Annotated in this window: 21 protein-coding genes; 14 read left to right on the forward strand and 7 right to left on the reverse strand. The window is 56.4% G+C overall.

The window, feature by feature from the left end:
* Positions 1-2: 2 nt before the first annotated feature.
* Positions 3-1,181: an MFS transporter TsgA gene (gene tsgA, locus G163CM_RS19745; protein ID WP_015962703.1), complete on the reverse strand. Its 1,179-nt coding sequence runs from the start codon at positions 1,179-1,181 to the stop codon at positions 3-5.
* A gap of 279 nt (positions 1,182-1,460) precedes the next feature.
* Here tsgA and ppiA point away from each other — a divergent pair, with 279 nt between their 5' ends.
* The 4 genes from ppiA (at position 1,461) to pabA (ending at position 3,492) form a co-directional block, all read left to right on the forward strand.
* Complete coding sequence (ppiA, locus tag G163CM_RS19750) at positions 1,461-2,033, forward strand: peptidylprolyl isomerase A (RefSeq protein ID WP_015962704.1); 573 nt, start codon at positions 1,461-1,463, stop codon at positions 2,031-2,033.
* A 105-nt stretch (positions 2,034-2,138) separates the two neighbouring features.
* Complete coding sequence (locus G163CM_RS19755; protein WP_015962705.1) at positions 2,139-2,306, forward strand: YhfG family protein; 168 nt, start codon at positions 2,139-2,141, stop codon at positions 2,304-2,306.
* Positions 2,296-2,889, forward strand: a complete 594-nt coding sequence (locus G163CM_RS19760; RefSeq protein ID WP_231826047.1) for a putative adenosine monophosphate-protein transferase Fic — start codon at positions 2,296-2,298, stop codon at positions 2,887-2,889. Before G163CM_RS19755 ends, G163CM_RS19760 begins: the two co-directional genes overlap by 11 nt.
* 39 nt (positions 2,890-2,928) lie before the next feature.
* Positions 2,929-3,492, forward strand: coding sequence for an aminodeoxychorismate synthase component 2 (gene pabA / locus G163CM_RS19765; protein WP_231826048.1), 564 nt, complete (start codon positions 2,929-2,931; stop codon positions 3,490-3,492).
* A gap of 28 nt (positions 3,493-3,520) precedes the next feature.
* Here the strand turns inward: pabA and G163CM_RS19770 are convergent, their stop codons facing one another.
* The gene (locus G163CM_RS19770; RefSeq protein ID WP_231826049.1) at positions 3,521-4,591 is read right to left on the reverse strand and encodes a DUF3829 domain-containing protein; all 1,071 of its coding nucleotides are present in this window, start codon (positions 4,589-4,591) and stop codon (positions 3,521-3,523) included.
* Positions 4,592-4,769: 178 nt separating this feature from the next.
* Here G163CM_RS19770 and argD point away from each other — a divergent pair, with 178 nt between their 5' ends.
* Positions 4,770-5,987 carry a bifunctional acetylornithine/succinyldiaminopimelate transaminase gene (gene argD / locus G163CM_RS19775; RefSeq protein ID WP_231826050.1) on the forward strand — a complete coding sequence of 406 codons (1,218 nt, stop codon included), beginning with the start codon at positions 4,770-4,772 and terminating at the stop codon, positions 5,985-5,987.
* On the opposite strand, the gene G163CM_RS19780 is transcribed toward argD, so the two are convergent.
* Complete coding sequence (locus tag G163CM_RS19780; RefSeq protein WP_015962709.1) at positions 5,980-8,055, reverse strand: YccS/YhfK family putative transporter; 2,076 nt, start codon at positions 8,053-8,055, stop codon at positions 5,980-5,982. The genes argD and G163CM_RS19780 overlap by 8 nt on opposite strands.
* A 48-nt stretch (positions 8,056-8,103) precedes the next feature.
* The gene (crp, locus tag G163CM_RS19785) at positions 8,104-8,736 is read right to left on the reverse strand and encodes a cAMP-activated global transcriptional regulator CRP (RefSeq protein WP_000242758.1); all 633 of its coding nucleotides are present in this window, start codon (positions 8,734-8,736) and stop codon (positions 8,104-8,106) included.
* Between the two features lie 300 nt (positions 8,737-9,036).
* On the opposite strand from crp, the gene G163CM_RS19790 reads away from it, so the two are divergent.
* The gene (locus G163CM_RS19790; RefSeq protein WP_108476622.1) at positions 9,037-9,441 is read left to right on the forward strand and encodes an OsmC family protein; all 405 of its coding nucleotides are present in this window, start codon (positions 9,037-9,039) and stop codon (positions 9,439-9,441) included.
* Positions 9,442-9,522: 81 nt separating this feature from the next.
* On the opposite strand, the gene G163CM_RS19795 is transcribed toward G163CM_RS19790, so the two are convergent.
* From G163CM_RS19795 to G163CM_RS19805, 3 genes are read right to left on the reverse strand one after another with little or no spacing between them, the layout of a single operon-like run.
* Entirely contained in the window at positions 9,523-10,392 is an 870-nt protein-coding gene (locus G163CM_RS19795) for a phosphoribulokinase (RefSeq protein ID WP_231826051.1), read from the reverse strand.
* A gap of 26 nt (positions 10,393-10,418) precedes the next feature.
* Positions 10,419-10,637, reverse strand: coding sequence for a YheU family protein (locus G163CM_RS19800; RefSeq protein WP_015962712.1), 219 nt, complete (start codon positions 10,635-10,637; stop codon positions 10,419-10,421).
* Entirely contained in the window at positions 10,634-11,656 is a 1,023-nt protein-coding gene (locus G163CM_RS19805; protein WP_231826052.1) for a hydrolase, read from the reverse strand. The genes G163CM_RS19800 and G163CM_RS19805 overlap by 4 nt, the downstream gene beginning before the upstream one ends.
* A gap of 249 nt (positions 11,657-11,905) precedes the next feature.
* On the opposite strand from G163CM_RS19805, the gene mdcA reads away from it, so the two are divergent.
* The 8 genes from mdcA (at position 11,906) to mdcH (ending at position 18,956) form a co-directional block, all read left to right on the forward strand.
* The gene (gene mdcA / locus G163CM_RS19810; protein WP_015962714.1) at positions 11,906-13,561 is read left to right on the forward strand and encodes a malonate decarboxylase subunit alpha; all 1,656 of its coding nucleotides are present in this window, start codon (positions 11,906-11,908) and stop codon (positions 13,559-13,561) included.
* Positions 13,561-14,427 carry a triphosphoribosyl-dephospho-CoA synthase gene (locus G163CM_RS19815; protein ID WP_231826053.1) on the forward strand — a complete coding sequence of 289 codons (867 nt, stop codon included), beginning with the start codon at positions 13,561-13,563 and terminating at the stop codon, positions 14,425-14,427. The genes mdcA and G163CM_RS19815 overlap by 1 nt, the downstream gene beginning before the upstream one ends.
* A gap of 9 nt (positions 14,428-14,436) precedes the next feature.
* Positions 14,437-14,736: a malonate decarboxylase acyl carrier protein gene (gene mdcC, locus G163CM_RS19820; RefSeq protein WP_015962716.1), complete on the forward strand. Its 300-nt coding sequence runs from the start codon at positions 14,437-14,439 to the stop codon at positions 14,734-14,736.
* Positions 14,729-15,562: a biotin-independent malonate decarboxylase subunit beta gene (locus G163CM_RS19825; RefSeq protein ID WP_015962717.1), complete on the forward strand. Its 834-nt coding sequence runs from the start codon at positions 14,729-14,731 to the stop codon at positions 15,560-15,562. Before mdcC ends, G163CM_RS19825 begins: the two co-directional genes overlap by 8 nt.
* The gene (gene mdcE, locus G163CM_RS19830; protein WP_041686160.1) at positions 15,562-16,362 is read left to right on the forward strand and encodes a biotin-independent malonate decarboxylase subunit gamma; all 801 of its coding nucleotides are present in this window, start codon (positions 15,562-15,564) and stop codon (positions 16,360-16,362) included. The genes G163CM_RS19825 and mdcE overlap by 1 nt, the downstream gene beginning before the upstream one ends.
* Before the next feature lie 120 nt (positions 16,363-16,482).
* Positions 16,483-17,442 (forward strand): AEC family transporter, encoded by a 960-nt coding sequence (locus tag G163CM_RS19835; RefSeq protein ID WP_231826054.1) that lies wholly within the window; start codon positions 16,483-16,485, stop codon positions 17,440-17,442.
* Positions 17,443-17,445: 3 nt separating this feature from the next.
* Positions 17,446-18,063, forward strand: coding sequence for a malonate decarboxylase holo-ACP synthase (locus G163CM_RS19840; protein WP_231826055.1), 618 nt, complete (start codon positions 17,446-17,448; stop codon positions 18,061-18,063).
* Positions 18,063-18,956, forward strand: a complete 894-nt coding sequence (gene mdcH, locus G163CM_RS19845; protein ID WP_231826056.1) for a malonate decarboxylase subunit epsilon — start codon at positions 18,063-18,065, stop codon at positions 18,954-18,956. Before G163CM_RS19840 ends, mdcH begins: the two co-directional genes overlap by 1 nt.
* Positions 18,957-19,020: the final 64 nt, after the last annotated feature.

Genomic DNA, 19,020 nt, shown 5'->3' on the forward strand with positions numbered 1-19,020 from the left:
CCTTAGTGAGACGCCGCGCCGTGCTGGCGATGGCGGCTAACGAAGCCGAGGATCACACACATCACGAAGACCACAGCATAAAGGCCGTTGGCGGTGACCAGCGCCGCATGCGGACCACTGTGAGCCACAATCGGGCCGGTGACCACGAAGGTCAGCATGGTACCGATAGTACCGCAGGTCAGAACGAAGTTAACCAGTTTTGGCGAGGCCACTTTGGTTTGCAGCGAACCCAGGGTAATGATTGAGGTGTAAATCGCGCTGGAGAAGAAGCCCAGCGTCAGAATAAACCACGCCAGATGCTGCGGTTCGCCGTTAATGAAGAAGTACATCAGCACGGTCGCCAGGCCCGCCAGCACGGTCAGAATACGTTGCAGGTCGAAGAAGCGCAGAATGAAGCTGAACGCCCACATGCCGAACATATATGACATCCAGAAATCGCTGACCAGTTTACCCGCGTCGTTCAGGCTCATGCCCAGGCCTTTGGCGTATTCCGGCACCCAGGAGATAAACCCGAGTTGACCAAGGATGTAGCAAAGCGCGGCAATCGACAGGAACAGTACGCCGATACCCCATTTTTCTTTCACCACAGGCTGTGCATCGGGCGCGGCTTTCTTGCCAAGAACCGGGAAGTCGCAGCCGAAGGTCAGAATAAAGATAGCCACGTAGACCAGACCAATGCAGGCATACACCCAGTACCACTCGATGCTGCGCGCCAGCAGAACCGCGGCGACCATCGGGAAGATCATCCCGGCCATGCTGAAGAAGGAGTCGGTGAACAGCAGACGCGCGCCGCGCTGGCGGCCTTCATACATGTGGGTTATCAGGAACGTACCGATAGACATGGTGATCCCGCTGACCAGACCAAGTACGAACATCGCGGCAGAGAACAGCGCCAGGCTGTGCGTGGTCATCAGACCGGCAACCGCCAGCACCATCAGCACAAAGCCAAAGCGGAGCTGCGTTTTCAGCGGCACAATTTCCATCAGCCACGCGTTCAGGAAGATAGAAATCAGGATCCCGGCGTTCAGGAAGGTGAAGGTGTTACTCATGCTGGAAACGGGCAGATTAAAGTAATCGGCGATATTTCCCATCACCATCCCGGTGACAATCACCAACGCACCGGTAAGGGCGTAGGAGAAGAAGCTGATCCATGTGAGCTTGATACGGTTGCTGTTAGTCATGACTGGCCTGTATGAATAGAAACGTAAAACGCGTTGACACCCCGCCGGGTGCGCAGATTTTATTCATTTCAGTGATTCATTCCTAGTTTTATTGCATCAATGTTATCTATTGCACTAGTTAACGTGACTTGTATCACATTAAAAGTGCGGAGATCTCAGCGCTGCGCTGGTTACATCTGTTTCAACTAAGTAAACTTAAGTAAAAGTCTGGCCTGGGGTGCAAACCCTCTTTAGAATCAAGCCACTTGCCTTCTTTACTGCACCCGTTAAGGAATTCTCATGCTCAAATCAACTCTGGCGGCCATGACGGCTGTTTTTGCACTCTCAGCGATCTCCCCGGCGGCTCTGGCGGCGACTGGCGATCCGCATGTGCTGCTGACGACCTCCGCAGGGAATATTGAGCTGGAGCTGAACAGCCAGAAAGCGCCGGTTTCCGTGGAAAACTTCGTGAACTACGTCAACAGCGGTTTCTATAACAACACCACCTTCCACCGTGTGATCCCCGGATTCATGGTGCAGGGCGGCGGGTTTAACGAGCAGATGCAGCAGAAGCAACCGAACCCGCCTATCAAAAACGAAGCGGACAACGGCCTGCGTAACACCCGTGGCACCATCTCGATGGCGCGTACTGCTGATAAAGATAGCGCAACCAGCCAGTTCTTCATCAACGTGGCGGATAATGCCTTCCTCGATCACGGTCAGCGTGATTTTGGGTACGCGGTATTTGGTAAGGTTGTCAAAGGGATGGACGTCGCTGATAAAATTTCTCAGGTGCAGTCGCATAACGTTGGCCCGTACCAGAATGTGCCGACCAAACCGGTTGTTATCCTCTCCGCAAAAGTCCTGCCGTAAATTCTTCTTCGCGCGGGCGATCCCGTTCGCGCGTTTTTGCCTTTCTGCACAACCTGAAATTGCTGCTTATACTTGTGGCAAATGGGAACAGTTCAGGGAGGCTGCATGAAAAAACTTACCGATAAGCAAAAAGCTCAGCTCTGGGAAAAAACACGCAACGAGAATTTTCAGGCCAGCCGCCGTCTGGAAGGGGCTGATATCCCGCTGGTCACCCTGAGTCGCGAAGACGCGCTGACGCGTATTGAACAACTGCGGGGGCACTATGAGCGATAAATTCGGTAACGACCGCGATCCCTATCTGTTCCCCGGTCTAAACGTAATGCGTAATAAACTGGGCATCCACGAAGCGACCCGCCTTGAACAGGCCGCATGGGAGCTTACCTCTCTACGTGCGGCGACCATCGAACTGGGCCCGCAGGTGCGCGGTCTTCCCTGGCTGTGCGCCATTCATTATCAGCTCTATCAGGATGTATTTGACTGGGCCGGGAAGTACCGGGAAATCAATATCTACCACGGTGACACGCCGTTCTGCCATTTCACGCGTATTGAGAAAGAGGGCAATGCGCTGATGCAGGAGCTGGAAGACGAGAACTGGTTAGCGGGGTTGGAGAAAGAGGCGTTTATTGAGCGGCTGACGTGGTACTACTGCGAAATCAACGTGCTGCATCCGTTTCGCATTGGCAGCGGCCTGGCGCAGCGTATTTTCTTCGAACAACTGGCGATTCACGCGGGCTACGCGCTGGACTGGCGGGAGATTGAACCGCTGCGCTGGAACGACGCCAACCAGCAGGGGGCGATGGGCGATTTGAAGCCGCTGCTGGCACTGTTTACGAAAGTGGTGAGAGTCGCAGCCTGACCCGGTAGAATGCTCCGGTTTGCTGTAACCGGAGCCGCCATGATCCTGCTAATTGATAACTACGATTCCTTTACCTGGAACCTCTACCAGTACTTCTGCGAGCTGGGCGCTGAGGTGTTGGTCAAGCGCAACGATGACATCACTCTCGCGCAAATCGACGCGCTCAACCCGGCGAAAATCGTTATCTCCCCTGGCCCCTGTACGCCGGATGACGCGGGTATTTCGTTGGAGGTCATTCGTCATTACGCCGGAAAAACGCCGCTGCTGGGCGTCTGCCTGGGGCATCAGGCGATTGCGCAGGCGTTTGGCGCGCGCATCGTGCGGGCGCATAAAGTGATGCACGGTAAAACCTCGCCCATCACGCATAACGGCCAGGGCGTTTTTCAGGGGCTGAATAACCCGCTGACCGTCACCCGTTACCATTCCCTGCTGATCGAACCGAATACGCTACCGGAAACCTTCGAAGTGACCGCCCGCAGTGAAAGCGGCGAGATCATGGGTATTCGCCATCGCCAGTGGGATCTCGAAGGCGTGCAGTTCCACCCGGAAAGTATTCTCAGCGAACAGGGGCATGCGCTGCTGGCAAACTTCCTGCGGCGTTGATTGTGCGCCCTGACGGCGCAGGCGTCGTTTACTCCTCGCAATTGACGCTGACAATGAGTTGGTTATACACACCGATCAGCGCCATTTGCTTTTGTTCCAGATCGTCCAGCAGCGTTTCGTTCTTCTCCGCGCTTTCACCGACATCATGCAGGGTGAGTTTGAGGTGGGTAATGAATGCGTCAAGCGCCATTGCATAGTCTTTGATATAGGCCTCCTCAAGGCCGTTGTCACTGAGGGCGCGCGGATCTTTTGCCAGTGATTTGATGAGCGCCAGCTCGTCTTCGAGTTGTTCTATGTCTTGTTGCCACGCCACCAGGGGAATATGTTCGACCTTTTTCTGCTGAGAAATCACGGTGTATAAGCGGTCGACGATCTTCTGCACAATATCTGCGCTTTCAACTACCGCCAGCCGTCCGGTCAGACCACAGTCTTTATAGTACGCCAGTTCAATATCATGCTCTTCGCTGAACAACGTATTGCGAAGGGTGTTTGCCTCTCTGGAGGCTTGTCGATATTGCTGCCAGGCTTGATCCAGCGCCATATGTAGCGCCGGCGCTTTACTCAGGCGATCCTGACGGTAGTCGCCAGAGGAGTGATATTCAACGAGCGCGTTAACCGCTTCGGACAATGTTATTTCGCTCTCGATTAACGTTTGCCCGGCGCGATCCAGTGGCGGTAATGGCGGCTGCGTGGCCGAGATGGTTTTACCGATCTGCCGGTACGTTTCTCTCTCTTCGGGGCTGGATGTCACCTCAAATTGTGACATCAGCATGTTGAATTCGCTTTCCGTGACAGGTGCTTTACGCCTGAAGAGCCGTTGTTCTTTGACTGTTTTAAAGTAGCTCTCTTTGACCCAGACAAGTTGCTGACCGATAACCGTTGGCAATTCAACATCTTCCTCACTGCTTTTGTCATACTGATAGGCGTCGGAATCGTTATTGATAATGTCCAGCCACTGATTGGCTTTCATCGCCACGCTATTATGCGCATCAAGGCTATCAGTTTGTGCAGACGTTGGCGGTGTTTCATCGTGGGTGTTATCACAGCCGCAAAGCAGCCCCATGCACAGCGAGACAATGGCGATGCGTTTTAGAAACATACTATTCCCTTAGTGATTATTTCCATTGTTACGATTGCGCAGCATAACTTTTCTGCGAAAAACATAAAGCAAAAATCGCCTGTATTCGCAATTGCATATTGCCATTGAGTGATTTTTTATGCATATTTTGTGATTATAATTTCATAATCATTGCTGCATAATCACAGAAGGGCATGACATGACAACCAAACAACCTGCAATTACCCGCGCGACGTTCGATCAGGTGATTTTGCCAATTTATGCACCGGCGGAGTTTATCCCGGTAAAAGGTAAAGGCAGCCGCGTGTGGGATCAGCAGGGGAAAGAGTACGTCGATTTCGCCGGCGGGATTGCGGTGACGGCGCTGGGGCATTGCCATCCGGCGCTGGTTGAGGCGCTGAAAACCCAGGGTGAAACCCTGTGGCATACCAGTAACGTGTTTACCAATGAACCGGCGCTGCGTCTGGGGCAGAAGCTGGTGGACGCCACCTTTGCCGAGCGCGTGGTGTTTATGAACTCCGGCACTGAAGCCAACGAAACCGCGTTCAAACTGGCGCGTTACTACGCCTCTACGCGTCATAGCCCGTACAAAAGTAAGATTATTGCCTTCCACAACGCCTTCCATGGTCGCTCGCTGTTTACGGTTTCCGTCGGCGGCCAGCCGAAATACTCCGATGGCTTTGGCCCAAAACCGGCCGATATCGTCCACGTGCCGTTTAACGATTTGCACGCGGTTGAAGCGGTGATTGATGACCATACCTGCGCGATTGTGGTCGAACCCGTTCAGGGCGAAGGCGGCGTGCTGGCCGCGACGCCGGAATTTTTACAGGGGCTGCGTGACCTGTGCGATAAACATCAGGCGCTGTTGGTGTTTGATGAAGTGCAGAGCGGGATGGGGCGTACCGGTTCGCTGTTCGCCTATATGCACTATGGCGTGACGCCGGATATCCTCACCAGCGCGAAAGCTTTGGGCGGTGGTTTCCCGATTAGCGCCATGCTCACCACCGAAGAGATTGCCAGCGCATTCCACGTCGGCTCCCACGGCTCGACCTATGGCGGTAACCCGCTGGCCTGTGCCGTGGCGGGCGCGGCGTTCGATATTATCAATACGCCGGAAGTGCTGGATGGCGTTCATGCCAAACGCGAGCGTTTTGTGCAGCATTTGCAGGATATCGACGCGAAGTATGACGTTTTCAGCGATATTCGCGGAATGGGGCTGCTGATTGGTGCCGAGCTGAAAGAACCGTACAAAGGCCGCGCGCGTGAATTCCTTTACGCGGCCGCTGATGCCGGTGTCATGGTGCTGAACGCCGGGCCAGACGTGATGCGTTTTGCGCCGTCGCTGGTGGTGGAAGAGAAAGAGATCGATGACGGTATGACGCGCTTTGCGCAGGCGGTGGCGAAAGTTGTCAGTTGATATGGCGGTTTAGCCAGATACCGTGCCGCGGCCGCTGACGCCATGCCACCGACGAAATGGTGTGCATGGTGTTGAGGTGGCCCAGAATACGCTGGAGATGCTGTTCCATGGTGCTGAGTGGCCCGTGGGAGAGCGTATCCGGCGACTCCATGATGTTCACATCCCCACTGCTGCCCGATTCATCATACTCCAGGCGCTGCTGACAGCGTTGCAGGGCGACTTCACACGATTCCAGATAACGTTGCATCAGCTCCGGCGAGAGCGTGTCGTGCTCGCGCGCAAGCGTGGTCATGGCGTTGATATGCTCGACGATGAACTGGCTGTGGGTCACCCACAGTTTCATATCTTCCAGATAGTGCGTATTAAAGCCCGGTTCCTGCATCGCCTGATTGAGCGAGTTAAACAGGGCGTTGTGCGCCTGGTTGACGCGCATACGTTGATACGCCAGTTTTTCAGCGGAAGGATCGTCACTCAAAATTAACTGTATTGCTTCCTGATCCGCCTCCAGCGCAGAGTGCGCATTTTTGCGCAGCAGACCGCTTTGCCACTGCGGCCACAGCCACAGCATGCCGCCAAAGGCAATCAGGCAGCCGATAATCGTATCGGCGAAACGCGCGACGATAAACTGCTCGCCGTTGAGCGTCAGCAATTGCAGGGTATATACCGCCGTAATGGTGAAACCCACGGTCGCCCAGCCGTAGCTTTTACGAATGATCAGATAACTTATCAGGGTGATCACCAGCATCGCGGTCAGCGCGAATCCCTCCGGGAAATGGTAGTGCAGCGTGACCGCGGCGATAACCAGCCCCGCCAGCGTGCCCGCCGCTCGGTGGAAGATACGCACACGCGTCGCGCCGTAGCCGTTTTGCGTCACCAGCAAGACGGTCATTAATATCCAGTAGGGTTTCGGCAGATGCAGCGCCGCGCCCATCAGGCTGGCGATGCTCAACATCACGCTTAAACGCGCGGCATTACGCAGGGCGGGCGATTTCAGCGACAGATAGCTTTTCAGCGCCGGGAACAGCGGCAGGCGGCGCTCTTTATCGGCCATCAGGTTACGCGGATAAAGCGGACGCTGCGCGCGCAGGACTTTGGCGATGCGGCTGAAGTGCCAGGCGCAGAACTGCCCGACCGGGTTATCGGGATGCTGGCGGGCAATTTTCTCCAGCGCGCCAATTTGCTTATCCATATTGAAGCGCGTCGGGAAGCGGTGATAAAGAATGTCATCGGCCATTACCCGCAGGCGCGCGGCGACGGTTTGCGCGTTCCAGCGGATTACCGCTTCGGCGTGGCTGCGCTCGACCAGTTTTTGCACCTCTTCTGGCTGGTGCAGGCTCACCGAAATGTGTTCCTGTAAATCCAGCCCCATCTGGAAGGCGCGCAGCAGGCGCTTGTAATCATTGTGCTGATTGGCCGCCAGCATGTGCATCTGCTGGTAACACTGGGAAATCAGGTCGACCACTTTCTGCTGACGATTAAGCAACGGCGGCAGGGCGGTATTGGGGTCGGTATGTTGCGTCAGCAGGCTATATTTGGCTTCGCAGTACTCCGCCAGTTGGCGGTAAAGCAGGCTCAACGACTCGCGCAGCGGCTGTTCGCGCCATAGCCAGAACCAGAACCAGTTAAACAGCCCGTACCATAGCGTGCCGAGCGCGTAGATAAGCAGCGGTTCCCAGATGGGCATATTGCCCGCCAGGCTCAGGGTAAAAATGGCGGCAATCAGCGAGGCCGGAAGCAATCGCCCGTGCAGCGCGCTGATTTCGGCGGTAACGCCCAGCACCATCGCCAGACCGGTAAGAATAAACGGCAGCGGGATATCATCGGCCAGCAACAGTTGCACAATCAGGCTGCAACCGGCGAACAGAGACCCACCGATAATCAGGCGTTTGAAGAAGCGTTTATGGGGAGTATCCAGCCCGGCGATGTTGCAGCAGGCAGGCACTAAAGAGAACAGTAAGCCGTGTTGAAGCTGGCCGAGGATCAGGCCGACGGCGACCGGCAAACATAACACCAGCGTTTGCCGCAGTGCATAGTTGACTTCCGGGTGGTAAATCAGCCTGCGCCACATAAGAGACAAAAACGGCGTATTGCGCGAACAATACGCCGTCAGACGAGATTAACGCGTGCCGTAAACGACGATCGTTTTACCGTGTGCGGAGATCAGGTTCTGATCTTCCAGCATCTTCAGAATGCGGCCCACGGTTTCGCGGGAGCAACCGACGATCTGACCGATTTCCTGACGGGTGATTTTGATCTGCATACCGTCCGGGTGGGTCATGGCATCCGGCTGTTTTGCCAGATTCAGCAGCGTCTGTGCGATACGACCGGTAACGTCGAGGAACGCCAGGTTGCCCACTTTCTCAGAGGTAACCTGCAGACGGCGCGCCATCTGAGAGGAGAGACGCATCAGGATATCCGGGTTAACCTGGATGAGCTGACGGAATTTCTTATAGGAGATTTCAGCCACTTCACAGGCGGTTTTCGCCCGAACCCAGGCGCTACGTTCCTGGCCTTCTTCAAACAGGCCCAGTTCACCGATGAAATCGCCCTGGTTGAGGTAGGAAAGGATCATCTCTTTGCCTTCCTCATCCTTGATGAGTACTGCCACGGAGCCTTTAACGATGTAGTACAGCGTTTCCGCTTTTTCACCCTGGTGAATCAGCGTGCTCTTCGATGGGTACTTATGAATGTGGCAATGAGACAAGAACCATTCGAGTGTCGGGTCTGTTTGCGGTTTGCCAAGCACCATGCGCGGTTATCCTCTGTTATAAGCTATCGCCAGCGGCAAATCAGGCTACCACTGGTGGAAATAATGTCCTTCCCTCTACCTGGGAAGTTGGCCGTCAAAAATTGTCGCAGCCAGTATGTGATGTCCTCTGCATACATGCAGTACGTTTATGTATCTCTGTAGCATCCCGACTGTTTTAGCATAGCTTTCGCCGTGTGTCTCCTGGTGTCTCGCTTCAGCATGACCCAGGTCTACTTCCGTTGCGAGATTTGTTATGTGCGCGTAATCTGACAATAAATTTGCAACTCTGGAGTGACTATTATGCAAGCGCGTGTGAAATGGGTTGAAGGGTTAACCTTCCTGGGTGAGTCGGCTTCCGGGCACCAGATTCTAATGGATGGCAACTCAGGTGATAAAGCGCCAAGCCCGATGGAAGTCGTGCTGATGGCTGCGGGCGGTTGTAGCGCTATTGACGTCGTGTCAATCCTGCAAAAGGGCCGTTACGACGTGACCGATTGTGAAGTTAAGCTGACCTCTGAACGCCGCGAAGAAGCGCCACGTCTGTTCACGCACATCAATCTGCACTTCATTGTGACCGGCAAAGAACTGAAAGATGCGGCGGTGTCCCGGGCGGTGGATTTGTCCGCTGAGAAGTACTGTTCAGTGGCGCTGATGCTGGGCAAAGCGGTGAACATTACCCATTCTTATGAGGTGGTGGAGGGGTAACGCCCGCGTCGCCTTTATGTCGGATGGCGGCTACGCCTTATCCGACCTACGAAAGCTTTGTAGGTCGGGTAAGGTGCTATTTCACCCAATCTTCTTCCCTTCCATCAACCGCTGCACCAGCGGCGTCATGATCAATTCCATCGCCAGCCCCATCTTGCCGCCGGGAACGACCAGCGTATTCATATGAGAGATAAACGAGCCTTGCAGCATCGCCAGCAGCCAGGGGAAATCGATATTGTCGAGATTGCGGAAGTGGATCACCACAAAGCTCTCATCCAGCGACGGAATGCCTTTGGCGGCGAAGGGATCGGAGGTATCGACCGTTGGCACACGCTGGAAGTTAAGATGGGTGCGCGAGAACTGCGGGGTGATGTAGTTGATGTAATCTTCCATCGAACGCACCACGGAATCCATCACCGCCTCGCGGGAGTGACCGCGCTCGCTGGTGTCGCGGATCATCTTTTGGATCCACTCCAGGTTTACAATCGGCACCACGCCTACCAGTAAATCGACATGCTTTGCCACATCATGATGCGGGGTGACCACGCCGCCGTGCAGCCCTTCATAGAACAGCACGTCGGTCGGCTCAGGCAGCGGTTGCCAGGGGGTAAAGGTTCCCGGCACCTGATTCCACGGCACCGCTTCATCGTAGGTGTGCAGATATTTTCGCGACTGTCCGGTACCGCTGTGCCCGTACTCGCGGAACGTCTGTTCCAGCAGGCTGAAGTCGTTGGCATCCGGGCCGAAGTAGCTGATATGACGGCCCATATCACGCGCTTTACGAATGGCTAAATCCATTTCCGGACGCGTGTAGCGATGAAAGCTGTCGCCTTCCACTTCCGCGGCGCGAAGTTTGAGCTGGGCGAAAATCTTGCGGAACGCGAGGCTGGTGGTGGTGGTTCCCGCCCCGCTGGAACCCGTGACGGCGATAACCGGATGTTTGGCAGACATAGCGAACAACTCCCGAGTCGGTAAGATTAACCGCGAAACTGGCTGCGGGGCATGATGTTGACGGTTTCATGAAGTTCCGACCACACCAGTACCGCTTCGCCGCGTTGTAGTTGCTGTTTTACGTCGGCGACCTTTTGCGCAAGTGAACGTTCATATTCACCATAATCGGTGCCTTCACGCAACACAAAGCTTTCAATCAGGTTATCGAGCGTTTCAGCGTCGATGTCTTGCCACGGAATGATCATTTTTCACCTCCAAGCCACGGCATCAGCCAGTCGGGAATACGTTGTTCCAGCCACATTTTCGGGCGGCGGAAGGTGCCGCCGATAAAGCCGACGTGGCCGCCATGTTCCGTTAACTGATATTCGACGCAGGCGGGAAGCGAGTCGGCGTCGGGGATAACGTGGTGATCCATAAACGGATCGTCCTTCGCATGAATAATCAGCGTCGGAATGGCTATCTGATTGAGCAACGGCATGGCGCTACATTGACGATAATAGTCGATAGCGTCGGCGAAACCGTGAATTTTGGCGGTAATCAGGTCATCAAATTCACGGATTTTGCGCACGCGCTTCAGCTGGCGTAAATCGACCGGCAGCGTGCCGGGATAGGCCGCCAGTTTGCGCGAGGCGTTGCCTTTTAACAGGTTCAGCAAATAGCGCTGGTACACCCGCGAAAAGCCCTTTTCCATATGATAGCTACAGGCTTCCAGCACGAATGGCGCGGAGACAATCACCGCAGCATCCAGCGGAACCGTGGGGCCTTCTTTCGCCAGCAGGCAGGCGAGCATGTTGCCGCCGAGCGAATAACCGACCGCCGCAGTAGGCGCATCGCCCAGTTCCTGCTTCAGCCAGTTTAAAAACCAGGTGCCGTCTTCTGTTTCACCGGAATGATAAATACGGTTAAGGCGATTCGGTTCGCCGCTACAGCCGCGAAAGTGCATCACCACGCCGAGCCAGCCGCGTTCCTTCGCCGCCTGAATCAGACCGTGTGCATAGGGGCTGTGCAGGCTGCCTTCCAGGCCGTGGAATACGACCAGACGCGGCTTGTGCCTCGCCTGCATTGGGTCTTCGCTCCAGGCGATATCCAGAAAGTCGCCGTCCGGTAAATCGAGGCGCTGCCAGTGCGGCGTAAAGTGTAGCCGACGGCGGATAAGCCTCGGCAGCATAGTTTGCAGATGCGGGTTGCTGACGCCGGGCATTGGGCGAAACGTGGAGGAGTCGTCCTGCGGGACAGCAAACTCTGCGGGAGTAATTTGGGCCATAACGTTGCGATGTTCTCTTTTAATCTGCTGACTACTATACCGTCACTTTTTGATTGTGTTTAAGAAAATGGGCGGTGGTAGCCTCTTTTACTCCTTTTTGAGTTGACCTGCGTCACAAAATTTTAATGTGATTATTACTCTCAAGCTAATGATTCCTTCCTAAGCTTAATTGATGACTTTCTCACCAGGGTTCAGACTCTTCTCAGTGTTAAGCAAATCAAAATGATTCGCTGAATCAGGAGGTTAATAATGTTATCTGGGCAAACACCCGCACGGGTATGGAACACGCGACGCACTGAGAAACAGCGCCGCCTGGCGTCTGTACCGGTGCAGGGCAAGGTGCTACCGACGGCAGACCTTGTCGCAATGCTGGAAAAACTGATCGCCCCGGGCGACAGAGTGGTATTAGAAGGGAATAACCAAAAACAGGCAGATTTCCTGTCTCGTTCCCTTGCTGAAGTGAACCCGCAGATTGTTCACGACCTGCATATGATCATGCCAAGCGTCGGTCGCAGCGAACACCTCGACATCTTCGAGAAAGGTATCGCCCACAAGCTGGACTTCTCTTTCTCCGGCACGCAAAGCCTGCGTATTTCGCAACTGCTGGAAGATGGCCAGCTGGAAATCGGTGCGATTCACACCTACATCGAACTCTACTCCCGCCTCTATGTTGACCTGGCCCCGAACGTGGCGCTGATTGCCGGTTTTAAAGCCGACAGCAAAGGCAACCTTTACACCGGCGCCAGTACCGAAGATACGCCAGCGCTGGTTGAAGCAGCCGCCTTCCACGACGGTATCGTCATCGCACAGGTGAACGAACTGGTGGACGACGAATGCGATCTGCCGCGCGTGGATATTCCGGGCTCGTGGATCGATTTCGTGGTCGTTGCGGATAAACCGTTCTTCATCGAACCGTTGTTTACCCGTGACCCGCGTCTGATTAAACAAGAACACATCCTGATGGCGATGATGGCGATTAAAGGCATCTACGCAGAGCATCAGGTGCAGTCACTCAACCACGGTATCGGGTTTAACACCGCCGCGATTGAACTGCTGCTGCCAACCTACGGCGAACAGCTCGGCCTGAAAGGCAAAATCTGTAAACACTGGACGCTTAACCCGCATCCGACGCTGATCCCGGCGATTGAGAGCGGTTGGGTGGAAAGCGTGCACTGCTTCGGTGGCGAACTGGGGATGGAAGAGTACATCCGCGCCCGTCCTGATGTGTTCTTTACCGGTGCCGACGGTTCAATGCGTTCTAACCGCGCGTTCTGCCAGTTAGCAGGTCAGTACGCGGTGGATATGTTTATCGGTTCAACGTTACAGGTTGATGGCCTCGCCAACTCTTCGACCGTCACCCGTGGTCGTCTCTCCGGTTTCGGTGGTGCGCCAAATATGGGCCATGACCCACACGGTCGTCGTCATGCTACGCCTGCCTGGCTGAACATGATCACCGAACCAGACCCGATGCAGCGCGGTAAAAAACTCGTCGTCCAGATGGTGGAAACCTTCCAGGCTGGCGTGAAACCGACCTTCGTCGAAACGCTGGATGCCGTTGAAGTGGCGAAATCCTCCGGGATGCCGCTGGCGCCAGTCATGATTTACGGCGATGACGTGACCCACGTGCTGACCGAAGAGGGGATCGCTTACCTCTACCGTGCGGAAAGCCTGGAAGAGCGTCGCGCGATGGTCGCTGCCGTTGCCGGTATTACCGATATTGGCCTTGGCGTTGACGCCAAACGCGTCGCTGAGCTGCGTAAGAGCGGCAAAGTGGTTTATCCGGAAGATATGGGCATTCGCCGTACCGACGCCACCCGTTCCCTGCTGGCTGCCAGCAGCGTGTCCGACCTGGTGGAATGGTCCGGTGGTTTGTACAACCCACCTGCGAAATTCCGGAGCTGGTAATGAAACTTCTGCCACAGATTCAGGTTGAAGGCGGTGCCGAATGGCTGGCGCGAACCGCCACGCAATGTCTTGTCGACGAAGCACGTTTAAGCCCGAAACCCGGTCTGGTGGACAGCCGGGGCAGCGGGGCGCATCACGACCTGACGCTGGCGCTGATGGAGCGTTCCGCCCACAGTCTGACCCCAACGTTTCATGCCCTGGCGCAGCAAAGCTGGCAGCGTCCGGCGGATGTTGCGCTCAGACAAACCATTGGGCGACTGGGACGCGAAGGCGAGCAACAGATGATGGCCGCCACTGACGGCGTGAATACCCACCGCGGCGCGATTTGGGCGCTGGGCCTGCTGGTCAGCGCGGTGGCGATGCTCGGCGGTGCCGGTACGGCGAAAGCCATCAGCACCACGGCGGCGAAACTGGCGATGTTGCCGGATGCTGTCGCACCGAAAGTGTTCAGCAAAGGGCTTCGCGCCACGCACCGCTACCGTGTGCCGGGCGCGAGGGAAGAAGCTCAACAGGCTTTCCCGCATGTCATGCAGTGTGCATTGCCGCAGCTTCGCTTAAGCCGCCTGAACGGCAGCAGCGAAACGCACGCCAGACTGGACGCGCTGATGGCGATTATGACCTCGCTCAGCGACACCTGCGTGCTCTCGCGCAGCGGAATGCACGGTCTTGAAACCATGCAAAACGGCGCGCGCGCTGTCCTGCTGGCTGGCGGTACCGCACAGCCGAAAGGCCGCGAGGCGCTGGCAACGCTGGATGCACAAATGCTGGCGCTCAACGCGTCACCGGGCGGCGCTGCCGACCTGCTGGCCGCCACGCTGTTTCTCGACCGTATTGACGCGTCTTCCGCGCCTTATTTACCGAATTAAGAGGATGTTATGGAACACATTACGATCTCTTTGCCTGCCAGCCGCACATTAAGCGGCAAAGCACTGGCAGGCGTTGTGGGCTCCGGGGATATGGAGGTGTTATTCACCGCCGACCAGGAGAAAACCCTGACCATTGATATCACCACCTCGGTGGACAACAGTCGCGCCCGCTGGGAAGCGCTGTTCAACCGCCTGAGCCTTGTGAGCGAACTGCCGTCTGGCAAGCTGGTTGTCCACGACTTTGGCGCAACCCCAGGCGTGGCTCGCATTCGTATCGAACAGGTCTTTGAGGAGGTGAGCTATGCGTGATGACCGCAGTTTTATCGAATTAAAAGCACGTCAGCGTGCGCACGCGCTGCTGGATGACGGCAGCTATCGCGAACTGCTGGATCCGTTTGAAGGCATTGTTTCTCCGTGGCTTGGGCCGCAGGGCATTGTGCCGCAGGCCGATGACGGCATGGTTGTCGCCAAAGGCACCATCAACGGTCAACCTGCCGTAGTGGTGGCGATTGAAGGCGCGTTCCAGGGCGGCAGCATGGGCGAAGTCTCCGGCGCGAAAATGGCGGCGGCGCTTGAACTGGCGGCGGAAGATAACCGTAACGGTATCCCGACACAGGCTGTACTTTGCCTCGAAACCGGCGGTGTGCGCTTACAGGAAGCCAACCTCGGCCTGGCGGCGATTGCCGATATCCATGCCGCGATTGTTGATCTGCGCCGCTATACCCCAGTGGTTGGGATTGTCGCCGGTACCGTTGGCTGCTTCGGCGGGATGTCTATCGCTGCCGCGCTGTGCAGCTATCTGATTGTCACCCGCGAAGCGCGTCTCGGCCTGAACGGCCCGCAGGTTATCGAACAGGAAGCCGGGATTGCCGAATATGACTCCCGCGACCGTCCGTTTATCTGGAGCATGACCGGTGGCGAAGTGCGCTATGAAAGCGGGCTGGTCGATGCGCTGGTGGGTGACGGCGTTAACGCGGTGAAAGCGGCGATGAACGACGCGATTGCCAAAGGCGTTCCTGCAAAACATCGCACCGATAATTACGACTGGTATCTGGATCGCCTGACGAATTTCGACACCCGCAAACAGGCTGATTCTGAACAGATTAAAGCGCTTTTTGCCCGGGAGGTGAAATGATGAGTAACTCAGTAAGCCGTGGGGCATTGTGGCTGGAAAAACTGGCCCCGAACGCACAGCGCGTGCAAGGTCTTTGCCCGTCAGTCCAGGCGGCTGATGGCGAAATCAACGGGGAAGCGGTGCGTTTTGTGGCTGTTGTTCCCGATGCCAATAACCATTTCCCACGCGCGGCAAAAGGCGAAGTGGGCCTGCTCGAAGGCTGGACGCTGGCGAAAGTGGTCAGCGAAACCGTTGCTGCCGATGCGGATAAAGCCGTTAAACGCCCGATCATCGCGGTGATTGATGTGCCGAGCCAGGCCTATGGCCGTCGTGAAGAAGCGTTCGGTATTCACCAGGCGCTGGCCGGTGCTGCCGGGGCGTATGCCAATGCGCGTCTGGCCGGTCACCCGGTGATTGGTTTGATTGTTGGTAAAGCGATGTCCGGTGCGTTTCTGGCGCACGGTTATCAGGCCAACCAACTGATTGCCTTCAACGATTCCGGCGTGTTGATCCACGCAATGGGCAAAGAGTCTGCCGCGCGTATCACCCTGCGTACCGTTGAAGCACTGGAAAAACTGGCGGCGACCATTCCGCCGATGGCGTACGACATCAGCAACTACGCCACGCTGGGCCTGCTGGCGAAACTGCTGGATATCAGCAACCCGGATGCCCCAACCGATAACGATCTGACGCAGGTGAACAGCACACTGCAACAGGCCATCAAAGACGCTCGTCAGGACACCTCGCTGAAAAATCGCCTGGGTTCTGACAACCGCCGCAGTTCGGCGCTCGTACGCGAACGTATGCGCGCCAGCTGGTAAGTAAAAAGAGACCTGCCAGAGTCAACCCCGTGGGCACAGCTGCTGCGCCCACCGGGAGTCTGCACTCTGAAAATAATAACCATCGCGTCAGTGACTTTTCTTTTTAACTACAGGTGATTTATGACTTACGTAATTATTCATGCCCTGGCACCGATTTTCGTGATCATGCTACTGGGATTCTGGGCAGGTAAGGCCAAAATGGTCGATAACAAGAATGTTTCCCTGCTTAATATTTTTGTCATGGATTTCGCACTGCCTGCCGCGCTGTTCAGCGCAACCGTACAGACCCCGTGGGCCGGGATTGTCGCCCAGTCGCCGCTGATTGTGGTACTGACCCTGGCGATGTGGATTATCTATGCGGCTATCTACTTCCTGGCCGTGAAAGTTTTCAATAAATCGCCGCAGGATGCCGCCGTGCTGACGCTGACCGTCGCACTGCCGAACTATGCCGCGCTGGGGCTGCCGATTCTGGGCAGCGTGCTGGGTGAAACCCCGGCAACTTCGCTCTCTGTGGCAGTCTCTATTGCCTGTGGTTCCGTGCTGATGACGCCGTTCTGCCTGCTGATTCTTGAACGTGAAAAAGCGCGTGCCGAAGGCGGCAACAGCGGTAATACCCTTTCAATGCTGCCGGTGTTGATGTGGCGCTCGCTGAAAAAACCGATCGTCATGGGCCCGTTGCTGGGGGTGATCCTCTCCGCAATTGGCATCAAAATGCCGGAAATGCTGCTGGCGTCGATTAAACCGCTGGGCCTGTCGGCAACCGCTGCGGCGCTGTTCCTGACCGGGGTGATCCTCTCTGCGCGTAAACTGCAAATCAACACCATGGTTATCAGCGCAACTATCGCCAAACTGCTGATTCAGCCGTTTATCGCATGGGGTATCGTGCTGGCGTTTGGCCTGCATGGTTCTGTCGCCATCACCGCCATTCTGATGATTGCGCTCTCTGCCGGTTTCTTCGGCGTGGTATTCGGTAACCGTTTCGGCGTGCAATCGCCGGATGCGGAAGCGGTGCTGCTGCTGAGCTCGGTTCTGTGTATCCTGTCGCTGCCGCTGTTTATCTCGCTGACTTCAGGAATCTAAGTTATGACCACGACATTACGCCCGCACGACCTTATCTGGCTGAAAACCCGCGATGCGCTGGAATCGGTAACAGAAGATTGGGTAGACGGTATCTGGCATACCGGTCTGCCGGTGGTGGTGCGGCGTGATGTCGATGCGCAAGGGCGCATCCCGGTTGGGGTGCGCGGAATGCGTCGAGACCAGCGTGCCGCAGGCTGGGTTAAACGTGAATCTGTGGTTCGCGTGTGCTCGCCTGAATCGCTGGTCGATCCCCTCGAATTACTCCGCTCTCCGTTTGTCTCACAGCCTCCCGTTCAACTGGCATTACTGCTGGCCCAGCAACGCTGGCCGTGGACGTGGGGCGTCACCGGCAGCACCGGTTATGCGCTGGCAACGGGGATCCCGGTGATCCACGCTGAAAGCGATCTGGATTTGTTGATCCGCGCGCCTGAACCGTTAACGCGCGAGGCACTGCAACGCTGGCAGCAGCAACTGACGGGCGCGCTGTGTCGCGCCGATACCCAGGTGGAAACGCCGGAAGGCGCGTTTGCGCTGGCGGAGTGGCTGCGCGATGGCAAAGCGTTGCTAAAAACCAGCCAGGGGCCGCGACTGGTTCGCTTCCCCTGGAGCAGGGAGGAATAATGAAAATTCTGTTTACCTTTCCCGGCCAGGGCACGCAACACCCTGGCATGCTGCAAAATCTCCCCGGTGATGAACTGGCGCAGGCCCGTGATGTGCTGGGCGATGAAGCGCTGACGCTGGACACGCCGGAAGCGCTGAAACATACGCGTGCTGTGCAGCTGTCGCTGCTGATAGCGGGTGTTGCCTGGGCGCGAGAGCTGGAGCGACGTGGTGTGACGCCGGATATCGTCAGCGGTTTGTCGATTGGGGCGTATCCCGCCGCCGTAGTGGCTGAGGCGCTCGATTTCCGCGATGCGCTGAAGCTGGTGGCGCTGCGTGGCGATCTGATGGAGCAGGCGTATCCGCACGGTTACGGGTTAACGGCGATTATGGGATTAACCCTGAGCCAGGTTGAGCCGCTGCTGGAAGGTACGGGAACGTACATCGCCAATCTCAATGCGGAAACCCAGACGGTGATTGCCGGGCCGGACGATGACATGGCTATCGTTGCAAAACGCGCGATGGCGAAAGGCGCGACGAAAGCGCCGAGACTGGCGGTGAGCGTACCGTCGCACTGTGAACTGCTGGCGAAACCGGCGCAGAAGCTGGTGCAGGCCTTTAGCCAGGTCACGCTTTCGCGTCCGCGTTATGCGTATCTGAGCGGCAGTACCGGGCGCGTATTGTGGCAGCCGGAACGCATCGCCGATGATTTGGCGATGAACATGGCGCGCACTGTGCGCTGGCAGGAAGCGGTGATTTCCGCCAACGAACGCGAAGCGCGGTTGGCGATTGAGATGCCGCCGGGCGGTATTTTGACCTGTTTAACGCGTCAGGCGGCGTGGGAAGGGGAGTCGATTTCGCTGGAGCGCAGCGGCGTGGATGTGGCTGTGCATCTGGCGCAGCGGTTGCGGTAATTTGCCCGATGGCGCTGCGCTTATTGGGCCTACAGGTCGCGGTCATCTGTAGGCCGCCGCCATC

The sequence above is a fragment of the Pseudocitrobacter corydidari genome (assembly GCF_021172065.1).
GTDB lineage: Bacteria > Pseudomonadota > Gammaproteobacteria > Enterobacterales > Enterobacteriaceae > Pseudocitrobacter > Pseudocitrobacter corydidari.